The sequence below is a fragment of the Pseudomonas sp. GW821-FHT01E10 genome (genome assembly GCF_059422365.1).
This window is the reverse complement of sequence record NZ_JBWKWT010000018.1, coordinates 42,650-65,116: the sequence shown is the minus strand read 5'-3', so window position 1 is coordinate 65,116 and position 22,467 is coordinate 42,650. Positions and strand designations below refer to the sequence as shown.

Genomic DNA, 22,467 nt, shown 5'->3' with positions numbered 1-22,467 from the left:
ACACAATGAGCACTAGCGCAGTACAGCAAAAGAGCAACGAGAACGGCGAATACAGCATTCTCGACAGCATCATCGCCGAAACCCGCCTGACCCCGGATGACGAAGCCTACGACATCGCCAAGCGCGGTGTGTCGGCGTTCATCGAAGAGCTGCTCAAGCCGCAGAACAACGGTGAGCCGGTCAAGAAGGCCATGGTCGACCGCATGATCGCCGAGATCGATGCCAAGCTCAGCCGCCAGATGGACGAAATCCTGCACCACCCGGACTTCCAGTCCCTGGAATCGTCGTGGCGTGGCCTGCAGTTGCTGGTCGACCGCACCAACTTCCGCGAAAACATCAAGATCGAAATCCTCAACGTCTCCAAGGACGACCTGCTGGATGACTTCGAAGATTCGCCGGAAGTGATGCAGTCGGGCCTGTACAAGCACATCTACACCGCTGAATACGGCCAGTTCGGTGGTCAGCCGGTTGGCGCGATCATCGCCAACTACTACATGTCCCCAAGCTCGCCGGACGTGAAACTGATGCAGTACGTGTCCAGCGTAGCCTGCATGTCCCACGCGCCGTTTATTGCTGCCGCCGGCCCGAAATTCTTCGGCCTGGAAAGCTTCACCGGCCTGCCGGACCTGAAAGATCTGAAGGATCACTTCGAAGGCCCGCAGTTCGCCAAATGGCAGAGCTTCCGTCAGTCGGAAGACTCCCGTTACGTTGGCCTGACCGTGCCGCGCTTCCTGCTGCGTAACCCGTACGACCCGGAAGAAAACCCGGTCAAATCGTTCGTGTACAAAGAAACCGTCGCCAACAGCCACGAGCACTACCTGTGGGGCAACACGGCCTACGCGTTCGGCACCAAGCTGACCGACAGCTTCGCCAAATTCCGCTGGTGCCCGAACATCATCGGCCCACAGAGCGGTGGAGCGGTTGAAGACCTGCCGTTGCACCACTTCGAAAGCATGGGCGAAATCGAAACCAAGATTCCTACCGAAGTATTGGTTAGCGACCGTCGTGAATACGAACTGGCCGAGGAAGGTTTCATCTCCCTGACCATGCGCAAAGGCTCCGACAACGCGGCGTTCTTCTCCGCAAGCTCGGTGCAGAAGCCGAAGTTCTTCGGCATCAGCGCTGAAGGCAAGGCTGCAGAGCTGAACTACAAGCTCGGCACCCAACTGCCGTACATGATGATCGTCAACCGCCTGGCTCACTACTTGAAAGTGCTGCAGCGCGAGCAACTCGGTTCGTGGAAAGAACGTACCGACCTCGAGCTGGAACTCAACAAGTGGATCCGCCAGTACGTGGCCGACCAGGAAAACCCGAGCGCCGAAGTCCGTGGCCGTCGTCCACTGCGCGCAGCCCAAATCATCGTCAGCGATGTTGAAGGCGAGCCGGGCTGGTACCGCGTCAGCCTGAACGTGCGCCCGCACTTCAAGTACATGGGTGCCGATTTCACCCTGTCGCTGGTTGGCAAGCTGGACAAAGAGTAAGCGGAGCGACTCATGACTGGATACGGCAGCCTTTTCGAACGCCTGGGTGGCGACGCGGACAAACGCGTCGGCTGGAGCCGCGAGGTTTCCGCCATGGCGTCGGTGGCTGCCCATCTGGCCAAGATGCTCAGCACCCGTGCGGGCAGCGTGCAAACGCTGTCCGATTACGGGCTACCCGATCTCAATGACATGCGCCTGAGCCTGCACGACTCCCTGAGTCAGGCCCGCCGGGCCATCGAAAGCTTCATCGAAGCCTACGAACCGCGCCTGAGCAACGTGCGTGTCATCTCCCTGCCGCGTGACAACGATCAGCTTCGCCTGTCCTTCAGCATCGAAGGCCTGCTGGAAGTTGATGGTTTCAAGCGCCAGGTCAGTTTCGCCGCGCGTCTGGATGGCAGCGGTCAAGTAAAGGTCAACTAAGGAGATTCGTATGTCCGGCAAACCAGCAGCCCGCGTATCCGACCCCACCGCTTGCCCGCTCCCCGGCCACGGCACCAACCCGATCGCCGCCGGTTCCGGCGACGTGTTCTTCGACGGCCTCGCGGCCGCCCGCCAAGGCGATGCCTCGGCGTGTGGTGGTGCGATGGTTGGCGATCTTGCAACGACTGTTTTGATTAACGGTAAACCGGCGGCGACCGTGGGCTCCGTTGGTGCTCATGGCAATAAAGTTACGGCCGGGTCTTCGACGGTGATTATCGGGAACTCTCACACGCCGGTTCCGTTTATTCCGCCGGTTCCATTGATGCTGTTTTCCCATTGTCAGCATGTTGTGATGGAAGATCAGGATGGAAATCCACTTCAGGATATTCCTTATCAGATTACAACCGCCAAAGGCGAAGTTATCTCCGGGCAAAGTGATGCAATGGGCAGAACCCAGTTGGTAGGGGGGGAAGAAGGTGAAACTTTTGACTTTCACGCCGCAATTGATGGAGCGTCGGTATGAGTGCCGAAATTTTGTCTACCTTGATGGCGCGGTCAATTGCGTTAACTCCAAAGTCAGATCCCGTCGGGAAAAAAGTTACCTATAAAGTATTCTGGAAAACGACTGCTTTCTGGACGGATGCAGATATTGCTGCTTATCACGACGAAGCACCATTGATTGCGGAAAAACTGATCAATGAAAAATATTGGGATAAAAACGGCGCTGTAAAAAATAATAAATTTACGTGTGAAGACTTTGCTCTGAGGGTTTTATGCGAATTTGCGTCTAAGCGTGGATTGCCGGTAAAGCTGAAAACGGGTGTTAGAACTTACCGGAATATGGAGAATTACACCGCAGCGCAGCATGATCGTTACGCTTCCAATATGTACGGCTTTAGCGAAATGGTCATGTTGACCTATGGTGCTCCGGATATGCAGGAAGTGGGTGAAAATACTCTGGCTGTGGATGCAGTAGAAAGCCTGATGCCCGGGGACATCCTTGCGCAGGCTCTTGATCGTCCTGGAGATGTTGCGCACCATATCCAAGTCGTAGTCGGAATTAATACCTCCAGAATTGACATCAGGCAGGGTAATACTAGTGGTTGGAGTACCCGCCCTAATACAACATTTCAGAGATTGATTGGCTCTAACATGGCTGATCCGCAGAATGATGGATATGCGGGTATGTCGATTGAAAAAGGATTTTATGAGAAGGCGGTTGTTGGGTGGGATTATAAAAATATGGCTAAAGGCTCTACGGATGAAGACTTTTTGAAAAACTTCCAATTGTATCGTTGGAATTTCATGGGGTTTAATAAAAAATGAGTTTTGACGTCTATTTGGCAGTGTTGGCTGATAGTGATTTGTTTGGCACTTTGGCGATTTTTTGTTTTTTTGCGGCGATTGGTAATTTGTTTGTTAGGGTTAGAAACTCAAAGTGGCACCGAGTTTTGACTTTTTTGTGTCTGGTGTCCATTACATTGCTCGAAGTGGTTGGCAGTTATTATGCCAACTTACCGCCTGCGTGAATGCAGACTTTTTTCTGTGGTGTTTTGGCACTGAAACTGCTGCTCTACAACGGAAGTTTTACTCAAGAGGATGTAAGGGATGAGCGGTTATCTGGCCGTATTAGCTGACAGTGACCTATTCGGTACGTTGGCCATTTTATCGCTGATTCTAGCCCTGACTGGGCTACGCAATAAAAGCCGTAACTCGAAGCTTCATAGGTTGCTGACGTTCATTGTCTTGATGGCGATACCGGTGATGCACGGCATTGGCACCTATTTCCTGAATTTGCCTCCCGCATAAATATGACCACTGAGCAAAAACACGTATCTAGCTCACCCAAATTCAAAACCAGGCAGCCCATCCATGTCCTTTAACCACTACTACCAAAGCGAACTCACCGCACTTCGCCAGTTAGGTCGTCGTTTCGCCGAGCGTAGCCCGGCGTTGGCGCCTTTTCTCGGTCAGGCCGGGCGGGATCCGGATGTGGAGCGGTTGCTGGAGGGCTTTGCCTTTCTGACCGGGCGCCTGCGCCAGAAGCTCGACGACGAGTTGCCGGAGCTCAGCCACTCGCTGATGCAGCTGCTGTGGCCGAACTACATGCGGCCGTTGCCGGCGTTCAGCATTTTGCAGTTCGACCCGCTGAAGCGTTCCGGGCCGGCGTTGATGGTTGAGCGTGATACGCCGGTCGAGAGCGTGCCGGTCGATGACGTGCGTTGCCGTTTCCGCACGTGCTACCCGACCGAGGTGTTGCCGCTGGATCTGGCTGCGCTGAATTACTCGGTAAAGGGTGACGGTTCGCTGTTGAGTCTGCGTCTGGAGATGAGCGCGGATGGTCACCTCGGCGAGTTGGAGCTGAGTCGTCTGCGCCTGCACTTTGCCGGTGAGCGTTACATCAGCCAGATGCTTTACCTGAGCCTGTTGCGCAACCTCGAAGGCATTGAGCTGATCCCGCTGGACGGCGCCGGCAAGCCCATCAACGGCGTAAGCGGTCAACCGATGGCGTTCAAGATGCCCGGCGACCGTGTGCAGCCGGTGGGTTTTGCCGAAGAGGAAGCGTTGATCCCGTATCCGCTGAACACCTTCCGCGGCTATCGCTACCTGCAGGAGTATTTCGCTTTCCAGGACAAATTCCTGTTCGTTGATATCAACGGTCTGGACCTGCTCAAGGCATTGCCGGAAGACACCCTCAAGCAAATGCGCGGCCTTGAATTGCGCTTCGATATTCGCAAGAGCGGCATCATGCGGATGCGTCCGACCCTGGACAACGTGAAGCTCTATTGCACGCCGATCGTCAACCTGTTCGAGCACGATGCACTGCCGATTCGCCTCGACGGCAAACAGGACGAATACCTGCTGTTGCCGGCCGAATACGACCTGGAAAACTGCGGTGTGTTTTCGGTGGAAACCGTGACTGGCTGGAAGCCCGGCGGCCTCGGTTATCAAGAGTACGTGCCATTCGAATCCTTCGAGCACGACCCGAGTTTCGACGTGCCCAACAGCCGTCCGCATTACAGCATCCGCCAGCGTTCGTCGTTGCTGCACGACGGCCTCGACACCTACCTGAGCTTCGGCATCCGCCACACCGAAGCCCACGAAACCCTGTCGATCGAGCTGATGTGCACCAACCAGAACCTGCCGCGCAAGCTCAAGCTCGGCGACATCCGCATGGCCTGCGAAGAGACGCCGGAGTTTTTGAGTTTCCGCAATATCACCCCGGCTACCTCGAGTTTCGCGCCGCCGCTGAACCGCGACTTCCTCTGGAAGCTGATCAGCAACATGTCGCTCAACTATCTGTCGCTGGCCGACGTCAACGCGTTGAAGGTGATTCTCGAAACCTACGACCTGCCGCGCTACTACGACCAACACGCGGAAAAAGTCAGCAAACGCCTGCTGGGCGGGCTCAAGTCGATCAAGCACCAGCATGTCGACAGATTGCACCGAGGGTTGCCGGTTCGCGGGTTGCGCACCGAGCTGACCATCGACCCGGAAGGGTATATCGGCGAGGGCGACCTGTTCGTGTTCGCTTCGGTTCTTAACGAGTTTTTCGCGCTTTACGCCAGTCTCAATTCGTATCACGAGCTGCGGGTAAAAAGCACACAGGGAGAGGTGTACCAATGGACACCACGTATGGGCCTGCAGCCCCTGCTTTAAGCGGGCTGACCCGGGTAATACGCGAGTACTCGCTGTTTCAGGCCGTGCTGCTGGTGATTGACCGGCTGCGCGATGCACACCCGCACCTGAGCGAAGACGACCTGTACGACCAGCTGGAATTCCAGGCCAACCCGAGCCTGGGTTTCCCTGGCAGCGACGTCGATCGCGTGGAGTTTTTCGAAGAACACGGGATGAGGCGCGCGCGTCTGCGTTTCAACCTGATCGGCCTGGTCGGCTCCGGTTCGCCGTTGCCTGCGTTTTACGGCGAACAGGCGCTGGGTGACAGCGAAGACGGCAACCCGACCCGTAACTTTCTCGACCTGTTTCACCATCGCCTGCAACGGCTGATGCTGCCGATCTGGCGAAAGTATCGCTACCGCGCGAGTTTCCAGAGTGGCGCGCTCGACCCGTTTTCGGCGCAGCTGTTTGCCCTGATCGGCCTCGGCGGCGAAGAGATCCGCAAGGCCCAGGAGCTGAACTGGAAACGCCTGCTGCCGTACCTCGGCCTGCTCAGCTTGCGGGCGCACTCGGCGGCGTTGATCGAAGCGGTGCTGCGCTACTACTTCAAGCACGCCGAGCTGACCATCGAGCAGTGCATCGAGCGCCGCGTCGAAATCCTCGACGAGCAGCGCAATCGCCTCGGTCGCGGCAACAGCATGCTCGGCGAAGACCTGGTGCTGGGCGAACACGTGCGCGACCGCAGCGGCAAATTCCGCATTCACATCCGCGAGCTCGACTGGCAACGCTTTCACGAATTCCTGCCGATCGGTTTCGGCTACCAGCCGCTGTGCGCGCTGGTGCGGTTCACCCTGCGTGACCCGCTCGATTACGACATTCGCCTGGTGCTGCGCCAGGAAGAAATCCGCGAACTTCGCATCGGTGAGCAGAACGCCTGTCGCCTGGGATGGACCAGTTGGCTCGGCCGCGAAAAAGCGGACGGCGTGGTGACCCTGGGCAGCAAAATTCATTAAGGACAGATGACACATGATCAACGTAGACCTGCAACAACTTATCCAGGCGCTGGACGCCGAAACCCGTCGTGACCTGGAAAGTTCTGCCGAACGCTGCGTCGCCCGTGGCGGCAGCAAGATCCTCGTCGAAGACTTGCTACTGGGCCTGCTGGAGCGTCCGCAAGGCCTGCTCGCCCGGGCGTTGCAGGATGCCGAAGTGGACGCTGGCGAGCTGAGCGCCGCGCTGCAATCGCGGGTCGAGCACAGCGCCTCGCGCAACCCGGTGTTCGCCCCGGAACTGGTGCAGTGGCTGCAGGACGCCTTGCTGGTGGCCAACCTCGAACTGGGCCAGAGCCAGGTCGAGCAGGCCGCGTTGATCCTCGCATTGCTGCGCAACCCGATGCGCTATGCCGGCAGCCGTTATCAGTCGTTGCTGGCCAGGCTGAACATCGAGCGTCTGAAAGAATTCGCCCTGTCGCAGAAAGAACAACCGGCCACCGGCAAACCGGCGGTGCCCGGCGAATCACTGCTGGAGCGCTTCACCCACAACCTGACCCAGCAGGCTCGCGACGGCAAACTCGACCCGGTGCTGTGCCGCGATGGCGCGATCCGTCAGATGGTCGACATCCTCGCTCGTCGCCGCAAGAACAACCCGATTGTGGTGGGTGAAGCGGGCGTCGGTAAAACCGCTATCGTCGAAGGACTGGCCTCGCGCATCGCCGCCGGTGAAGTGCCGCAAGTCTTGAAAGGCGTTGAGCTGCTGTCGCTGGACATGGGCCTGTTGCAGGCCGGCGCCAGCGTCAAAGGCGAGTTCGAACGTCGCCTCAAAGGCGTGATCGACGAAGTCAAAGCCTCGCCGAAGCCAATCATCCTGTTCATCGACGAAGCCCACACCCTGATCGGCGCGGGTGGCAACGCCGGCGGTTCTGACGCGGCCAACCTGTTGAAACCAGCCCTGGCCCGTGGCGAGTTGCGCACCATCGCCGCCACCACCTGGGCGGAGTACAAAAAATACTTTGAGAAAGACCCGGCCCTGGCCCGTCGTTTCCAACCGGTGCAACTGCACGAACCGACCGTCAGCGAAGCGGTGACCATTCTGCGTGGCCTGGCTCAGGTCTACGAGAAGAGCCACGGCATCTACCTGCGTGATGACGCGGTGGTTGCCGCGGCTGAGTTGTCCGCCCGTTACCTGGCGGGTCGTCAGCTGCCGGACAAGGCTGTCGATGTGCTCGACACCGCCTGCGCCCGCGTACGCATCAGCCTCGCCGCCGCCCCGGAAAGCCTGGAACGCCTGCGTGGCGAACTGGCCGAAGGTGGCCGTCAGCGTCAGGCCCTGCGTCGTGACGCCGAAGCCGGTCTGCTGATCGATCACGAAGCGCTGGACGCTCTGGAAGATCGCCTGGCCGACGCCGAAGACGAAAAGGTCGCCCTCGAAACGCTGTGGACCGAGCAGAAAGAGCTGGCCGAGCGCCTGCTGGAGCTGCGTCAGCAACTGGCCAAGGCTCGCGAAGCCGCCGCCGACGAGCCGACCATCACGGTCGAGGAAGACGCCGAAGGCGCCGTGATCGAGTCGCTGCCCGTAGACGAAGCGCAAAGCGTTGAAACCCTGGAAACCGCGCTCAACGAAACTCACAAAGCTCTGACCGAGCTTCAGGTCAAAGAACGCCAGGTGAGCTTCGAAGTCTGCCCGCGTCTGGTGGCCGAAGTGATCAGCGCCTGGACCGGTGTGCCATTGGCGCAACTGGCCCGCGAACACAACGCCAAGGTCGCAAGCTTCGCCACCGACCTGCGCACGCGCATTCGTGGTCAGGAACAAGCCGTTCACGCCCTTGATCGCTCGATGCGCGCCACCGCTGCAGGCCTGAACAAACCTGATGCGCCGGTCGGCGTGTTCCTGCTGGTCGGCCCGAGCGGCGTCGGCAAGACCGAAACCGCGCTGGCCCTCGCTGATTTGTTGTACGGCGGTGATCGTTTCATCACCACCATCAACATGTCCGAGTTCCAGGAGAAGCACACCGTGTCGCGTCTGATCGGTGCGCCGCCGGGCTACGTCGGTTACGGCGAGGGCGGCATGCTCACCGAAGCCGTGCGGCAGAAACCGTACTCGGTGGTGTTGCTTGATGAAGTCGAAAAAGCCGACCCGGACGTGCTCAACCTGTTCTACCAAATCTTCGACAAAGGCGTGGCCAACGACGGGGAAGGGCGCGAGATCGATTTCCGCAACACGCTGATCCTGATGACCTCGAACCTGGGCAGCGACCGCATCAGCGAGCTCTGCGAAAACGGCGCGCGGCCGACCGCCGAAGTCCTCGAAGAAACCATTCGCCCGGTGCTCAGCAAACACTTCAAGCCGGCATTGCTGGCGCGCATGCGCGTGGTGCCTTACTACCCGGTGGGCGGCCCGGTGCTGCGTGAGCTGATCGAAATCAAACTCGGTCGTCTGGGCGAGCGCCTGAACCGCCGTCAGCTGGATTTCACTTACTCCCAGGACCTTGTCGATCACCTGGCTGAACGCTGCACTCAAAGCGACAGCGGTGCGCGCCTGATCGACCACTTGCTCGACCTGCATGTACTGCCGCTGGTGGCCGACCGTTTGCTCGATGCGATGGCCACCGGTGAAAGCCTCAAGCGCGTGCATGCGACGCTCGACGGCAATGCCAGCGTGACGTGCGAGTTCGCCTGAGGTGGGTGTGATGTTCACTCAAGTGCCGCAACCGCTGGTCTATGCCGAAGCCTTGCTGGCGCAGTTCGCCAGCCTGTCGCGGGCGGCGGACAGCGCTGTGCTGCTGGGTGACTTCGTGCGCGGCCTGGCCGAGCTCAGCGGTTGCGAGCTGACGCAGTTGTACCTGCTGGATGCGACCCACACTTGCCTGGGGATGAACGCCGAGTGCCTGAACGGCGTTCTGCAACCCCGGGAAGGGGCCAGCCTGCCGGCGGATTACAACGGTGAACAACTGCTGCAATTCGCCCTGTGCCAGAACCGCGTGGTGTGCCTCAGCGAGCTGAGCGGCAGCCTGCACGAAACCAGCTTCCTGCCGCCCCAGGCCACGCCCTGGCAGTCGCTGCTGTGCGTGCCGCTAGTCAATCAGCAGAAGGCTGTCGAAGGTTTGCTGCTGTGCGCCAGTCGCCGGGTAATCGACCTGCAAGGCTTTGCCGATTCCCTCGGTCAACTGGGCTCGTTCGTGCTCGGCCAACTGCACTTGCTGCAGCGTTTGCGTCAGCCGAACGGTGATACACGCCCGGCGCCGCTCAACGTCCCGAGCGCCAGCGGTTATGGCCTGATCGGCAAGAGCGCGGCGATGCGCCAGACCTATTCGCTGATCAGCAAAGTTCTGCACAGCCCGTACACCGTACTGCTGCGCGGTGAGACCGGCACCGGCAAGGAAGTGGTCGCGCGGGCGATTCACGATTGCGGCCCGCGCCGGTCCCAGGCGTTCATCGTGCAGAACTGCGCGGCGTTCCCCGAGAACCTGCTGGAAAGCGAGCTGTTCGGCTACCGCAAGGGCGCCTTCACCGGTGCTGATCGCGACCGTGCCGGGCTCTTCGATGCGGCCAACGGCGGCACCTTGCTGCTCGATGAAATCGGCGACATGCCGTTATCGCTGCAAGCCAAATTGCTGCGGGTATTGCAGGAGGGCGAGATCCGCCCGCTGGGTTCCAACGACACCCACAAAATCGACGTGCGCATCATCGCCGCGACGCACCGGGATTTGTCGGTGCTGGTCAGCGAAGGCAAGTTCCGCGAGGACTTGTACTACCGCCTCGCGCAATTCCCGATCGAACTGCCGGCGCTGCGTCAGCGCGAAGGCGACATCCTCGACCTGGCGCGGCACTTCGCCGACAAGGCTTGCGTGTTTCTGCAGCGCGATGCGGTGCGTTGGTCCGACGCGGCGCTGGATCACCTGTCCGGTTATGCCTTCCCCGGCAACGTTCGCGAACTCAAGGGTTTGGTCGAGCGCGCAGTGCTGCTGTGCGAGGGCGGCGAGTTGCTGGCCGAGCATTTCTCCCTGCGCATGGAAGCCATGCCGGAAGACAGCAGCCTGAACCTGCGCGAACGCCTGGAGCAGGTCGAGCGAAGTCTGCTGCTCGACTGCCTGCGCAAAAACGACGGCAACCAGACCCTCGCCGCCCGCGAACTCGGGCTGCCACGGCGCACGCTGCTGTACCGCCTCGGGCGGCTGAATATCAATTTGGGTGACTTCGATGGCTGATCTCGATTTCTACAACCCGACCACTCAGGTTGGAATGCCCCCTGTGGCTGGCGAATTCCCTGTGGCGAGGGAGCTTGCTCCCGCTGGGCTGCGCAGCAGCCCCAAAACCCTGCGCCGCGGTGTGGCAGTCAAACCGCACCCTCTGTTTTACGACTGCTTCGCAGCCGAGCGGGAGCAAGCTCCCTCGCCACAAAGGCGATGCGCAAGGCCTCTGGCTGGAGCGCTCGAATCCACCTCATCTGCTTCTGATAGCGCCACCCGAAAGGGTCGGCGCTTTGTGCTTTGTCTACCTCTGGAGACCCTCTGATGCCTGTTCGTCACTGGCAAGCCGTCCTGCTGACCTTCGTCGTTCTATGCGGCCTCGGCGGCTGTAGCGGCAATTACAAATACAACGACAACACCTATCGCCCATTGGGTGATCCGCAGGCGGTCAATCGCGGCAAGTGACCGCAAGGAGCATCATCATGGAACTGGTTTTCGAAATGCTGAACACCAAGCAGTTCGTGCCCACGGATTTGTGCCAGAAGACCTTCAAACAGGCCGGTGGCGTGATCGGCCGGGGCGAGGACTGCGACTGGATCATCCCCGACCGCAAGCGTCACCTGTCTAACCACCACGCGGTGATCAGCTACCGCGAAGGCACGTTTTTCCTGACCGATACCAGCAGCAACGGTATCCAGGACAGCGAAAGCGGCGCGCGCCTGCGCAAGGGCGAGCCGATGCGCATCGAACACGGCAGCGTGTATGTGCTGGGTGACTTCGAGATTCGCGCGCGACTGGTGCGCGACCCGGCGACGTTCGACGTCGAAGTCGGCCGTCCGCAGGCCGCGGGCAGCATCATCCCGGACGATGCGTTCCTCGACCTTGACCCGCTCAATGCCCTCGACCAGCAAGAACGCGTGTACTCGGAGATCGAGGAGCTGATTTCCCCGAGCACGGTGATCGAGGACACCCGTCAGCGCGCCGACTACGCGCGCATCGACATGGAAAGCCTGATGGTGCCGGAGCTGATCGCCGCCCCGGCAGAACCAGCGCCAGCCCCGCTGCCAAAAGCGGTTGAGCGTCAGAGCGAAGGTTTCTGGGAGCACTTCGGTGCGGCGTTGGGCGTGGACCTCAAAGGCCTCGACCACGACGCCCGCGAAGCCCTGGCCCTGAACGCCGCACGTCTGCTCAAGCAGAGCGTCGGCGGTTTGCAGCAGAGCCTGCGCACCCGAAGCGAGCTGAAAAACGAACTGCGCCTGGCCCAGACCACCGTACAAGGCAGCCAAAAGAACCCGTTGAAATTCGCCGTCGATGCCGGCGAAGCGCTGGGCATTTTGTTGCAGGGCAACAAGCCGGGCCAATTGCCGGCCGAGCAAGCGATCTCCCGTGCGTTCCGCGATTTGCAGGCGCATCAGGTGGCCTTGCTGACCGCCAGCCGCGCCGCTGTTCGCGGCACCCTGGAGCACTTCTCGCCGCAACAGCTGACCCTGCGTTTCGAGCGAGACAACAAGCCGTTTCTCGCCACCTCCGGCAGTCGCTGGAGAGCTTATGGGCGTTATCACCAGGCCCTGCGTCAGGACGATGACTGGAGCGAACGTCTGCTGGCCCGCGACTTCGCCCAGGCCTACGAAGAACAGATCCGCCTGATTTCCACCCTTCACACCGACCACCAAGGATGATGCGCATGTCTCGCTGTTCCACCGCTTTTTTCAAGATGCTGACTGCGTTCGCTGCTTTGGTGCTGCTGGCTGGTTGCTCGTCGCTGTCGCCGTATTCCACCGTGACCAAACTCAACCTGAAGCTGACCGCCAGCGATCAATTGAACCCGGACCTCAACGGTCGTCCATCGCCGATCGTCGTGCGCCTGTTCGAGCTCAAGCACCCGGTGGCCTTCGAGAACGCTGATTTCTTCAGCCTCTACGAACGCGCCAAGGAATCCCTGGCCCCGGACCTGGTGGCCAGCGAAGAACTGGAACTGCGCCCAGGCGAAACCGTCGAGCTCAAGCTCAGCGTGGAAGAGGGCAGCCGTTACGTTGGCGTGCTCGCCGCCTACCGCGACCTGCCGGAAACCAAGTGGCGCTACACCGTGCAAATCACTCCGGTGCAAGTCACCGCGGCTGATCTGACCCTCGATCAGGCCGGCATCCGCAACACCCATGAAACGCTCGCCAAGGCGGATGACTGAACATGAATGCCCATAAAGTCATTTGGCAGGAAGGCATGCTGCTGCGTCCGCAGCACTTCCAGCACAACGATCGCTACTACGACCACCAGATGAAGACCCGCACCCAGTTGCTGGGCAGCTACACCTGGGGCTTCCTCAACCTGGAAATCGACTTGCAGTTCCTCAACATGGGCAAACTGGTGATCAGCCAGGCCTCGGGGATTCTGCCCGACGGCAGCCTGTTCGAACTGGGCGGCAACACCGAGCCGTTGGCCCTGGACGTGCCGCCGAACACCGGCAATACGCCGATCTACCTGGCACTGCCGTTGGTGACGGGTAACCACATTGAGGCCCGCCGCCCGGAGCAATCCGACGTGCTGGCGCGCTACACCGCGTATGAAGCGGAAGTGGCCGACTCCAACGCCGGTGATGACTCCGCCAGCCAGGTCAGTTGCGCCCGTCCGGACTTCAAGCTATTGCTCGGCGAGCAGCAGAGCGATCAGGCCTACGTGAAGCTGAAGATCTGCGAAGTGCTCGACACCACGCCTGACGGCGTGATCAGCCTCGACCCGGATTTCGTGCCGACCTACATTCAGGCGCACTCGTCCAGCTACCTGCTGTCATGCCTCAAAGAAGTGATCAGCATGCTCGGCCACCGGGGCGACACCATCGCCGACCGGATCCGCTCCAACGGCAAGGTCGGCGGCGCGGAAGTCGGCGACTTCATGATGCTGCAACTGATCAACCGCACTGAACTGTTGCTGCGCCATTACCTCGGCCTGGAACAGGTTCACCCGGAAGAGTTGTACCGCACGCTGCTGACCATGCTCGGCGATCTGGCGACGTTTTCCAGCGACAGCAAACGCCCGCGTCTGGACAGCCGTTACCAGCACAGCGACCAGGGCGCGAGCTTCCGCAAACTGATGGAAGCGATTCGTCAGGTGCTGTCGATGGTGCTCGAACAGCACGCCATCGAACTGGTTCTGCAAGCGCGTCAGTACGGGATCATCGTGTCGCCGTTGCACGACCACAAACTGCTGGGCTCGGCTTCGTTCGTGCTCGCGGCCAGTGCCAACTGCGACTCCGAAGAACTGCGCCATCGCCTGCCGGCGCACCTCAAGGTCGGCCCGGTGGAGCGCATCCGCCAACTGGTCAACCTGCACCTGCCGGGCATCAAGGTCAAACCGTTGCCGGTGGCCCCACGGCAGATCGCGTTCCACTCCAACAAAACCTATTTCATCCTCGAACTCAGTTCCGAAGACCTGGCGCAACTCGAACGCTCCGGCGGCTTCGCGTTCCACGTGTCCGGCGAATTCGCCGAGCTTGAACTGAAATTCTGGGCCATCAGGAACTGACCGACATGATCAAGGACATGGAACACACCCAGGACGACAAAACCGTCCTGCTCGACCGCCAGGGCCACGGCCCGGCCTCGAGTCCGCTGACTGACTTCGCGGCACCGCCGCGTTTTGAACAGTTGGAAGAACGGATGATCTATGCCGCGCGCCTGCGCCCGGCCGAAGCGTTCAACATCAGCCTCAATTCGCTGGTGGCGGCGGCGTCCGAGCTGCTGTCGGAAGTGGTGCGGCTCAAACACAGCGACACCCGCGAAGACCTGTACGCGCTCAACGAGCGGCTGACCGCCGGGCTGAAACTGTTTGAAGTGCGGGCGCTGCACAATGGCGCCGAAAGCAGCCAGGTGATGGCCGCCCGTTACGTGCTCTGCACCGTGGTCGATGAAGCCGTCGTCACCACGCCGTGGGGCAACGAAAGCGAGTGGTCGCAGATGAGCCTGCTCAGCAGCTTCCACAACGAAACCTTCGGTGGCGAGAAGTTCTTCCAACTGCTGGATCGCCTGTCGAAAAACCCGGTCAAGCACCTGCCGATGCTGGAGCTGATGTACCTGTGTCTGTCCCTCGGCTTCGAAGGCAAGTACCGCGTGCAGGCCCGCGGCATGCTCGAGCTCGAAGGCATCCGCGACGCCCTGTATCGGCAGATTCGCCAACTGCGCGGCGACGTGCCTCGCGAATTGTCGCCGCATTGGGAAGGCTTGAACGATCAGCGTCGCAGCCTGGTGCGCATCGTGCCGGCGTGGATGGTGGTGCTGTTCACCGTGGTGTGCCTGGTGGTGATGTATTCGGGCTTTGCCTGGGTGCTGGGCGAACAACGCGAAACCGTTCTGCAACCTTATCAGCAGCTTGATCCGGCCACGGCTCAGCCGCAGTCGAAGCCGTAAACAGGGACGTGTGATGAAAAAGTTTTTCAAGAAAGTCGGCGCATTCCTGCGCCAGACCTGGGTATGGACCCTGTTGCTGGTGCTGTTCGTTGCGCTGCTGGTGTGGTTCGTCGGGCCGCTGCTGGCGGTCAATGACTACAAGTTCTGGGAAGGTTCGACCTCCCGTTTGCTGACCATCAGTGTGCTGTTCCTGATCTGGGGCCTGACCATGGTCTTCGTCAGTTGGCGCGCCGGTGTGCGCAAAAAGGCTGTGGAAGCCACCGAAGACGGCCAGGACCGCATTCGCCGTGAAGAGCTGATCGACGAAGAAGAGAAAGAGTTGAAGGTGCGTTTCAAGGACGCCCTGAAAACCCTGAAGACGTCGAGCCTGTATCGCGGCCGCAGTGAACGCTGGCGCAGTGATTTGCCGTGGTACTTGCTGATCGGCCCGCAGGGCAGCGGCAAGACCAGCCTGCTGGACTTCTCGGGCCTTGAGTTTCCGATCAACAAGATCGACCGCAAACTCACCCGCGACACCCTCGGCACGCGGCATTGCGACTGGTACTTCGCCGACCACGGCGTGCTGATCGACACCGCCGGGCGTTACCTGACCCAGCCGGATGCCGAAGTCGATGGCAGTGCCTGGAGCACCTTGCTCGACCTGCTGCGCAAGCGTCGCCGCAACCGCCCGTTGAACGGCGTGCTGGTGACCATTCCGGTGGAAACCCTGCTGGGCGGCAGCGAGCAGGACCTCGAAACCCTGGCCCGCCAGGTGCGTGCGCGCCTGCAAGACGTGCATCAGAAACTGCACGTCGATGTGCCGATTTATCTGGTGTTGAGCAAGGCCGATCGCCTGCTCGGTTTCGACGAGTTCTTCGATCAACTGACCCGCGAAGAAAGCGATCAGGTCCTCGGCACCAGCTTCCGCAAAGAGCAGAGCGGCACCGATGTGGCCGTGCTGCGCGCCGAGTTCGAAGAGCTGCTGCGTCGCCTCAACAGCCAGGTGATCATGCGCATGCACCAGGAGCGCGACACCCAGCGCCGTGGCCGCATCCTCGACTTCCCGCATCAACTGGGGCAGATCGGCGAGCGCCTGTGCCTGTTCGTCGACCTGGCGTTCACCGGCAACCGCTACCAGCGTGTCAGCCAGTTGCGCGGTTTCTACCTGACCAGCGCACCGCACCTGACTCAACAGATGGACCAGACCACCGCCAGTATCGGCGCCAACCTGGGCATGAGCGCCGGCATGCTGCCAACCCTGCGCAGCGGCCGTTCGCGGTTCATTCACCATTTGCTCAGCCGGGTGATCTTCCCCGAGGCCGACCTGGCCGGTCTGGACAAGCGCGAGCGCAGCCGCATCCATTGGGGTCAACGTGCCCTGTACGTGGGCGCACTGGCGGCACTGGCGCTGTTCGGCATGCTCTGGGCCGGTGGGTTCTCGGCCAACTATGAGCGTCTGGAAAACCTGCGTTCCCTGGCACAAACCTGGAACCAGCAACGCTCGGCCCTGACTGCGCGCGATGATTCCATGGCGGTGCTCAAGACCCTCGACACCAGCTACGCGGCGACACAAGTGTTCCCGAACAAAGGTGACGTGTCGTACCACGAACGTGGTGGCCTGTACCAGGGCGAAGACGCCAATCCGGTGGTCAAGAGCGCCTACGAGCGTGAGCTCGAAGCGCAACTGCTGCCACGGGTTGCGACGCTGCTGGAAGGGCAGATCCGCGCCAACATGAAGGACCGCGAACGCCTGCTCAACAGCCTGCGCGCATACCTGATGCTGAACATGAAAGATCGCCGCGATGCGGCATGGCTCAAGGATTGGGTCGCTACCGAATGGTCCCAGCGTTACGCCGGCAACACCGCGGTGCAGAACGGTTTGAACACCCACTTCGAGCGTTTGCTCAAGCAGCCGTTTATCTACCCGCTCAACGAACAACTGGTGGCGCAGGCGCGTCAGGTGCTGCGCAGCGAGTCGCTGGCCAACGTGGTTTACCGGATGCTGCGCGAGCAGGCTCGCAGCCTGCCGGAATACCGCCTGAGCCAACACATCGGCCCGCAGGGTTCGTTGTTTGTCGGCACCGATTACGTGATTCCGGGGTTCTACACCCAGCAAGGCTATCAGCAGTATTTCTCGGTCCAGGGCGCTGCGCTGGTCACCGATATCCTGCGTGATAACTGGGTGCTGGGCGAAGGCTCGGGCATCAGCGGCATGGACTTGCGTCGCCTGATGGTCGAGCTGGAGCAGCTGTACTTCCGCGACTACGCCAACTTCTGGAGCGAAGCGGTCGGCCAGGTGGCTCTGCCCGCGATCAGCGATTTCAGTGAGGGTGCCGAGCAACTGGCGGGCCTGACGTCGGCCAATTCCCCGGTGCTGCAACTGCTGGTGGAAGTGCGCGAGAACACTCGTTTCCCGGCGGAAGCCGAACCGGTTGATGAAGCCGCCGATGCCGCCGCGAAACTGGGCGAGCAGAAGGGCAAGCTCGGCAAGCTGGGCAAACTGGCGTCGGCCGCAGCGGACGCGGCGTCTGACATGGCCGCGACCAAAAACCTGCCGGACACCGCGAAGAAATCCCTGCAACGTCGCTTCGAACCGCTGCACCGCTTGCTGGATGACAACAACGGCCCGGCCGCTGATTTGACTCCGGCCCTGCAAGCCCTCAACGACCTGCAAATGCAAATGGCGAGCCTGGCCCGCGCCAGTTCACCGGAGCAGGCCGCGTTCGAAATGGCCAAGACCCGCATGAGCGGCCAGCGTGATGCGCTGAGCAACCTGCGCAATGCGTCGAACCGTCTGCCGCGTCCGGTGAGCGTGTGGTTCAACGTGCTGGCCGAAGACACCTGGCGTCTGGTGCTCAACGATTCCTACCAGTACCTGAACCAGCGTTATCAGAGCGAGCTGTACAGCTTCTACGGCAAGGCGATCAACAAGCGTTACCCGTTCAGTGCCCACAGCACCAGCGACGTCGCGATCAGCGACTTCCGCGAGTTCTTCAAGGCCCAAGGCATCGCCGATCGGTTCTTTGATACCTACATGCGTCCATTCGTCAGTGGCGATCCAGGCAACTACCGCCTGCGCAGCATTGACGGTCACAGCATGCCGATCTCCAAGGTCTACCTCGACCAGATGGCCGCGGCACAAGTGATCCGCCAGAGCTTCTTCGCCATCAACCCGGCCGAGCCGCAAGTGCAGTTCAAACTGGAGCCGTACACCCTCGACCCGGCGGTCAGCCGTTCCGAGTTCAAGTTTGGCGACAAGACCATCGAATACCGCCACGGCCCGATCGTGCCGGTGTCGTTCAAATGGCCGACCGACGCTGAAGACGGTCGCACCAGCCTGGTCCTCGACAAAATGGCTGGCCGCCCGATCGGTATCGAGAAGAACACCGGCCCATGGTCGCTGTTCCGTCTGTTCGACCTGATGCAGACCGAGTACCTGACCGGTCGCGACGTGCTGGTGCTCAAGGCAGACGTGGGTGGCCTGCGCGCCAACTACTTGCTGTCGAGCCAGCGCACGCCGAACCCGTTCGACATGGGCGTGCTGCGTACCTTCCGTATGCCGGTGCAGCTCTGATGCTGGTTGCCAGCCCCTGGCGCAGCGCTGCGCGTACCGATCCGGGCAAGGTTCGGGCGCGCAACGAAGATGCCTTTCTCGACTGTCCACAGCAGGGGCTGTGGGTGGTCGCGGACGGCATGGGCGGTCATCAGGGTGGCGACATCGCCAGCCAGTTGATCGTCGCCAGCCTGGCGGAATTGCCGGTGCAGGATGACTTCGACGAACGACTCAAAGGTATTCGCCAGTGTCTGCACTGGCTCAACCGCCGCTTGGGTCAGGAGTTGACCGTCACCGCCGGCCGTCACGACAGCATCATGGGCAGCACCGTGGTGGCGCTGCTGGTGGAAGGTAATCGCGCGGCCTGCATCTGGGCCGGCGACAGCCGCTGCTACCTGTGGCGCGGCCAGCGTTTGTATCAGCTGTCCAAGGACCATTCGCTGCAACAACAACTGATCGACGAACAGAACATGAGCGTCGAAGACGCTCGCGCGCATCCTGCCGCTCATGCGCTGACCCGTGCGGTCGGCGCTGCCGAGCAACTGACGCTGGATGTGTTGGAACTCGAGGTCTATCCCGGCGATGCGTTTCTGTTGTGCAGCGACGGTTTGTATCAAGGGCTGACTAGCGATGCCCTGGGCACCGCCCTGAGCCTGACCGCGCCGCACGTTGCGCTGGAGCGTCTGTTCGACGGCGCTCTGCGTGGCTCGGCCCGGGATAACCTGACTGCCGTGGTGATCCGCCAATGACTGAACTCATGCCACCGATCGACGACCTGCTGGTGACCGAGGAAGAAGCCAATAACCTGACTTACTTCGCTTTCGCCACGTCGCTAAACGGAAAGCCGCATCAGGCCAAACCTGCGCTGGCGCCGACCCGGGCCAGCATCAGTGAACTGCCCGACGTGCTGGCGGGACGTTACCGCATTGAGCGTCTGCTGGGGGCTGGTGGCATGGGCGCGGTTTACCGTGCACGGGATCTGCTGCGCGAACAGTTCGGCGATCCCGACCCTTACATTGCGCTGAAAATCCTCAGCGAAGAATTTGCCGAATCGCCGGACGCCAGTGCCTTGCTCTACAGCGAGTTCACCCTGACCCGACGATTGCGCCACGACAACGTGCTGCGTTTGCACACCTTTGAAGTGGACACCGACTGCCAGCGGGCCTTCATCACCATGGAACTCATGCGTGGGCTGACCCTGGACAAATTACTCTGCGAGCGGCCCCTGGGCCTGCCGTGGTTCGAGCTGCGCGACATCGCGCTGCCGCTGCTTGATGCGCTGGCCTACACCCACGCTCGCGGCGTGCTGCACGGCGACCTGAAGCCGAGCAACGTGATGCTCAGCGAAGAGGGCGTGCGTCTGTTCGACTACGGCCTCGGCCAGGCCGAAGAGGGCATCTTGCCCGGCCTGCCGCACCTGAGCCGCGACCGCTTCAACGCCTGGACCCCCGGCTACGCCGCCCCCGAACTGCTTGAAGGCCAGCCACTCTCGGCCAGCGCGGACGTGTACGGCGTGGCCTGCGTGCTCTATGAATTGGCGGGCGGCAAACACCCGTTCCGCCGCTTGCCGTCGACCGAGGCCCGCGACGGCCACCTCGACCGTGAGCTGCACGCACCTCGAAATCTACCCAAACACTGCTGGCCAGCCCTGCGAACGGCGCTGGCTTTCGATGCGGCCAAGCGCACCATCACCGCCGCCCAATTGCGTGACGCCCTGGGCGCCACTTCGTCTTTGCTGCAACGCCTGCGACTGCGGGCGTAACGGATGACTACCGAACAGGGAGCAAGCAATGTTCAACTCAGCTAACGAAACGCACTTCAGCCTGACCGTCGAAGACTATGTGGGCGACCTGCAAGTGTTGTCGTTCACCGGCACCGAAGGCATCAGCCAGCCGTATCGCTTTGACCTGGAACTGGTCAGCGAAAACCCCGACCTGGACCTGGAAAAGCTCCTGCACAAGCAAGCTTTTTTGGCCTTCGATCCAAAGGGTTCCGGCATCCACGGCCAGATCTACCGCGTCGCCCAAGGCGATGCCGGCAAGCGCCTGACCCGCTACAAAGTCTCCCTGGTGCCGCACCTGCAATACCTGCATCACCGCACCAACCAGCGCATCTACCAGCAGATGTCGGCGCCGAAAATCATCGCCCTGATCCTCGAAGAACACGGCATCAAGGGCAACGCCTACCGCTTCCAGCTGAGCACCCCGTGCCCGGACCGCGACTACTGCGTGCAATACGACGAAACCGACCTGCACTTCGTCCAGCGCCTGTGCGAAGAAGAAGGCATTCACTACCACTTCCAGCACAGCGAAAAAGCCCATCTGCTGGTGTTCGGCGACGACCAGACCGTGTTCCCCAAACTCGGCCAGCCCACCGCCTACGTACAGGGCAGCGGCATGGTCGCCGACGAGCCAGTGATCAAAGGCTTCAAACTGCGCCTGGAAACCCGCACCGGCCGCGTCACCCGCCGCGACTACGACTTCGAAAAGCCCAACCTGCGACTTGAAGCGGCGTACAAACCCGACGGCGAAAGCACCGAACCGGACCTCGAAGACTACGACTACCCCGGCCGCTTCCTCGACCGTGCCCGCGGCAAATTCCTCAGCCAACGTGCCCTTGAACGCCACCGCGCCGACTATCAACAAGCCGAAGGCCGTGGCGACCAGACCACCCTCGTCAGCGGCCACTTCCTCGAAATCTCCGACCACCCACGCACCGAGTGGAACGACCTCTGGCTACTCACCGAAGTCGTCCACGAAGGCAAACAGCCACAAGTGCTCGAAGAGGCGGTGACCAGCGACACCACCGACAACAAAGACGACTTCCACCAGGGCTACCGCAACCGCTTCCTCGCCACCCCGTGGAACGTGTTCTACCGCCCGGCCCTGGAACACCCAAAACCCCGCGTCCTCGGCAGCCAGACCGCCATGGTCACCGGCCCCAAAGGCGAAGAAATCCACTGCGACCAATACGGCCGCATCAAAGTGCAATTCCACTGGGACCGCGAAGGCCTGGCCGACGACAAAACCAGCTGCTGGATGCGCGTCTCTTCGAGCTGGGCCGGCGACCGCTACGGCGCCATCGCAATCCCGCGCATCGGCATGGAAGTGCTCGTCACCTTCCTCGAAGGCGACCCCGACCAACCGCTGGTGACCGGTTGCCTGTACCACAAGGAAAACCAGGTTCCCTACGACCTGCCGACGAACAAAACCCGCACCGTCTTCAAAACCCTCAGCTCACCAGGGGGTGGTGGGTACAACGAACTGCGGATCGAAGACAAGAAAGGGGCGGAGCAGATCTTTATTCATGCCCAACGGGATTGGGATGAAAACATCGAGCACGACCAGAAGATTCGGGTGGGGAATGAACGCCACGACACCGTGGTGAAGAACACCTACACCGAGCTGAAGGCCGAAGAGCACCGCACCACGATTGCTGATCGCAAGACCGAAGCGCGGATGGATGATCACCTGACGGTGGGGCAGAACCAGCACGTCAAGCTTGGGACTGCGCAGCTGACCAGTGCCGGGAAGGAAATACACCTCAAGGCTGGGGACAAGATTGTTATCGAAGCGGGGATGGAGCTGACGGTAAAAGCGGGCGGAAGCTTCATCAAGCTCGATGCCGGTGGGGTTACCGTGGTTGGGCCGGTGGTGAAGATCAATGCCGGTGGATCTGCAGGCTCGGGGACCGGGATTGGGATTAAGCCACCGGTGCTGCCGGGGGCGGCGGATAAGGATAAGGCGGGGAGTTTGATGGATCAGGCGTTGGGGAATGCTTCGCCTGAGAAGGTTAAACCGAAGGCTTTTTTTGTGTTTTCTGAGTGATCGA

At 60.9% G+C, this 22,467-nt stretch carries 18 protein-coding genes; all 18 read left to right on the top strand.

What is annotated here, in order from left to right:
- Positions 1-5: 5 nt before the first annotated feature.
- The 18 genes from tssC to AC07V0_RS24265 all read left to right on the top strand — a co-directional run bounded on the left by tssC (position 6) and on the right by AC07V0_RS24265 (position 22,463).
- Complete coding sequence (tssC, locus tag AC07V0_RS24350; RefSeq protein ID WP_018927432.1) at positions 6-1,481, top strand: type VI secretion system contractile sheath large subunit; 1,476 nt, start codon at positions 6-8, stop codon at positions 1,479-1,481.
- A 12-nt stretch (positions 1,482-1,493) separates the two neighbouring features.
- Complete coding sequence (tssE, locus tag AC07V0_RS24345) at positions 1,494-1,901, top strand: type VI secretion system baseplate subunit TssE (protein WP_018927433.1); 408 nt, start codon at positions 1,494-1,496, stop codon at positions 1,899-1,901.
- Between the two features lie 10 nt (positions 1,902-1,911).
- Positions 1,912-2,424, top strand: coding sequence for a PAAR domain-containing protein (locus tag AC07V0_RS24340; RefSeq protein ID WP_064621122.1), 513 nt, complete (start codon positions 1,912-1,914; stop codon positions 2,422-2,424).
- Positions 2,421-3,227 (top strand): hypothetical protein, encoded by an 807-nt coding sequence (locus AC07V0_RS24335; RefSeq protein WP_064621121.1) that lies wholly within the window; start codon positions 2,421-2,423, stop codon positions 3,225-3,227. Before AC07V0_RS24340 ends, AC07V0_RS24335 begins: the two co-directional genes overlap by 4 nt.
- Before the next feature lie 282 nt (positions 3,228-3,509).
- A complete protein-coding gene (locus tag AC07V0_RS24330; protein WP_019650072.1) occupies positions 3,510-3,710 on the top strand; it encodes a hypothetical protein in 201 nt (66 codons plus the stop codon).
- A gap of 63 nt (positions 3,711-3,773) precedes the next feature.
- Positions 3,774-5,561 carry a type VI secretion system baseplate subunit TssF gene (gene tssF, locus AC07V0_RS24325; protein ID WP_086945197.1) on the top strand — a complete coding sequence of 596 codons (1,788 nt, stop codon included), beginning with the start codon at positions 3,774-3,776 and terminating at the stop codon, positions 5,559-5,561.
- Positions 5,525-6,532: a type VI secretion system baseplate subunit TssG gene (gene tssG / locus AC07V0_RS24320; protein WP_018927440.1), complete on the top strand. Its 1,008-nt coding sequence runs from the start codon at positions 5,525-5,527 to the stop codon at positions 6,530-6,532. Before tssF ends, tssG begins: the two co-directional genes overlap by 37 nt.
- Before the next feature lie 13 nt (positions 6,533-6,545).
- Complete coding sequence (gene tssH, locus AC07V0_RS24315) at positions 6,546-9,194, top strand: type VI secretion system ATPase TssH (RefSeq protein WP_086945196.1); 2,649 nt, start codon at positions 6,546-6,548, stop codon at positions 9,192-9,194.
- Positions 9,195-9,204: 10 nt separating this feature from the next.
- Entirely contained in the window at positions 9,205-10,722 is a 1,518-nt protein-coding gene (locus AC07V0_RS24310) for a sigma-54 interaction domain-containing protein (protein ID WP_086945195.1), read from the top strand.
- 306 nt (positions 10,723-11,028) lie between these two features.
- Positions 11,029-11,169, top strand: a complete 141-nt coding sequence (locus AC07V0_RS24305; RefSeq protein ID WP_018927443.1) for a hypothetical protein — start codon at positions 11,029-11,031, stop codon at positions 11,167-11,169.
- Between the two features lie 17 nt (positions 11,170-11,186).
- The gene (gene tagH / locus AC07V0_RS24300) at positions 11,187-12,383 is read left to right on the top strand and encodes a type VI secretion system-associated FHA domain protein TagH (RefSeq protein WP_086945194.1); all 1,197 of its coding nucleotides are present in this window, start codon (positions 11,187-11,189) and stop codon (positions 12,381-12,383) included.
- Between the two features lie 5 nt (positions 12,384-12,388).
- On the top strand, positions 12,389-12,889 hold the full coding sequence (tssJ, locus tag AC07V0_RS24295) for a type VI secretion system lipoprotein TssJ (protein ID WP_018927445.1): 501 nt from the start codon (positions 12,389-12,391) through the stop codon (positions 12,887-12,889).
- A gap of 2 nt (positions 12,890-12,891) precedes the next feature.
- Positions 12,892-14,223, top strand: coding sequence for a type VI secretion system baseplate subunit TssK (tssK, locus tag AC07V0_RS24290; RefSeq protein WP_018927446.1), 1,332 nt, complete (start codon positions 12,892-12,894; stop codon positions 14,221-14,223).
- Positions 14,224-14,228: 5 nt separating this feature from the next.
- A complete protein-coding gene (gene icmH, locus AC07V0_RS24285; RefSeq protein WP_018927447.1) occupies positions 14,229-15,104 on the top strand; it encodes a type IVB secretion system protein IcmH/DotU in 876 nt (291 codons plus the stop codon).
- A 13-nt stretch (positions 15,105-15,117) separates the two neighbouring features.
- A complete protein-coding gene (gene tssM / locus AC07V0_RS24280; RefSeq protein WP_173861177.1) occupies positions 15,118-18,657 on the top strand; it encodes a type VI secretion system membrane subunit TssM in 3,540 nt (1,179 codons plus the stop codon).
- On the top strand, positions 18,657-19,385 hold the full coding sequence (locus tag AC07V0_RS24275) for a PP2C family protein-serine/threonine phosphatase (RefSeq protein WP_086945192.1): 729 nt from the start codon (positions 18,657-18,659) through the stop codon (positions 19,383-19,385). Before tssM ends, AC07V0_RS24275 begins: the two co-directional genes overlap by 1 nt.
- Positions 19,382-20,398 (top strand): serine/threonine-protein kinase, encoded by a 1,017-nt coding sequence (locus tag AC07V0_RS24270; protein ID WP_173861178.1) that lies wholly within the window; start codon positions 19,382-19,384, stop codon positions 20,396-20,398. Before AC07V0_RS24275 ends, AC07V0_RS24270 begins: the two co-directional genes overlap by 4 nt.
- A 28-nt stretch (positions 20,399-20,426) precedes the next feature.
- Positions 20,427-22,463, top strand: a complete 2,037-nt coding sequence (locus AC07V0_RS24265; protein ID WP_086945190.1) for a type VI secretion system Vgr family protein — start codon at positions 20,427-20,429, stop codon at positions 22,461-22,463.
- Positions 22,464-22,467 lie beyond the last annotated feature (4 nt).

Bases quoted from the DNA above. Each gene is read 5' to 3' on its own strand.
- tssG (WP_018927440.1), top strand. From the start codon at position 5,525: ATGGACACCACGTATGGGCCTGCAGCCCCTGCTTTAAGCGGGCTGACC.
- tssJ (WP_018927445.1), top strand. From the start codon at position 12,389: ATGTCTCGCTGTTCCACCGCTTTTTTCAAGATGCTGACTGCGTTCGCT.
- AC07V0_RS24335 (WP_064621121.1), top strand. From the start codon at position 2,421: ATGAGTGCCGAAATTTTGTCTACCTTGATGGCGCGGTCAATTGCGTTA.
- AC07V0_RS24330 (WP_019650072.1), top strand. From the start codon at position 3,510: ATGAGCGGTTATCTGGCCGTATTAGCTGACAGTGACCTATTCGGTACG.
- icmH (WP_018927447.1), top strand. From the start codon at position 14,229: ATGATCAAGGACATGGAACACACCCAGGACGACAAAACCGTCCTGCTC.
- AC07V0_RS24305 (WP_018927443.1), top strand. From the start codon at position 11,029: ATGCCTGTTCGTCACTGGCAAGCCGTCCTGCTGACCTTCGTCGTTCTA.
- AC07V0_RS24310 (WP_086945195.1), top strand. From the start codon at position 9,205: ATGTTCACTCAAGTGCCGCAACCGCTGGTCTATGCCGAAGCCTTGCTG.
- tssM (WP_173861177.1), top strand. From the start codon at position 15,118: ATGAAAAAGTTTTTCAAGAAAGTCGGCGCATTCCTGCGCCAGACCTGG.
- AC07V0_RS24265 (WP_086945190.1), top strand. From the start codon at position 20,427: ATGTTCAACTCAGCTAACGAAACGCACTTCAGCCTGACCGTCGAAGAC.
- tagH (WP_086945194.1), top strand. From the start codon at position 11,187: ATGGAACTGGTTTTCGAAATGCTGAACACCAAGCAGTTCGTGCCCACG.
- tssH (WP_086945196.1), top strand. From the start codon at position 6,546: ATGATCAACGTAGACCTGCAACAACTTATCCAGGCGCTGGACGCCGAA.
- tssC (WP_018927432.1), top strand. From the start codon at position 6: ATGAGCACTAGCGCAGTACAGCAAAAGAGCAACGAGAACGGCGAATAC.
- tssF (WP_086945197.1), top strand. From the start codon at position 3,774: ATGTCCTTTAACCACTACTACCAAAGCGAACTCACCGCACTTCGCCAG.
- tssK (WP_018927446.1), top strand. From the start codon at position 12,892: ATGAATGCCCATAAAGTCATTTGGCAGGAAGGCATGCTGCTGCGTCCG.
- tssE (WP_018927433.1), top strand. From the start codon at position 1,494: ATGACTGGATACGGCAGCCTTTTCGAACGCCTGGGTGGCGACGCGGAC.
- AC07V0_RS24340 (WP_064621122.1), top strand. From the start codon at position 1,912: ATGTCCGGCAAACCAGCAGCCCGCGTATCCGACCCCACCGCTTGCCCG.
- AC07V0_RS24270 (WP_173861178.1), top strand. From the start codon at position 19,382: ATGACTGAACTCATGCCACCGATCGACGACCTGCTGGTGACCGAGGAA.
- AC07V0_RS24275 (WP_086945192.1), top strand. From the start codon at position 18,657: ATGCTGGTTGCCAGCCCCTGGCGCAGCGCTGCGCGTACCGATCCGGGC.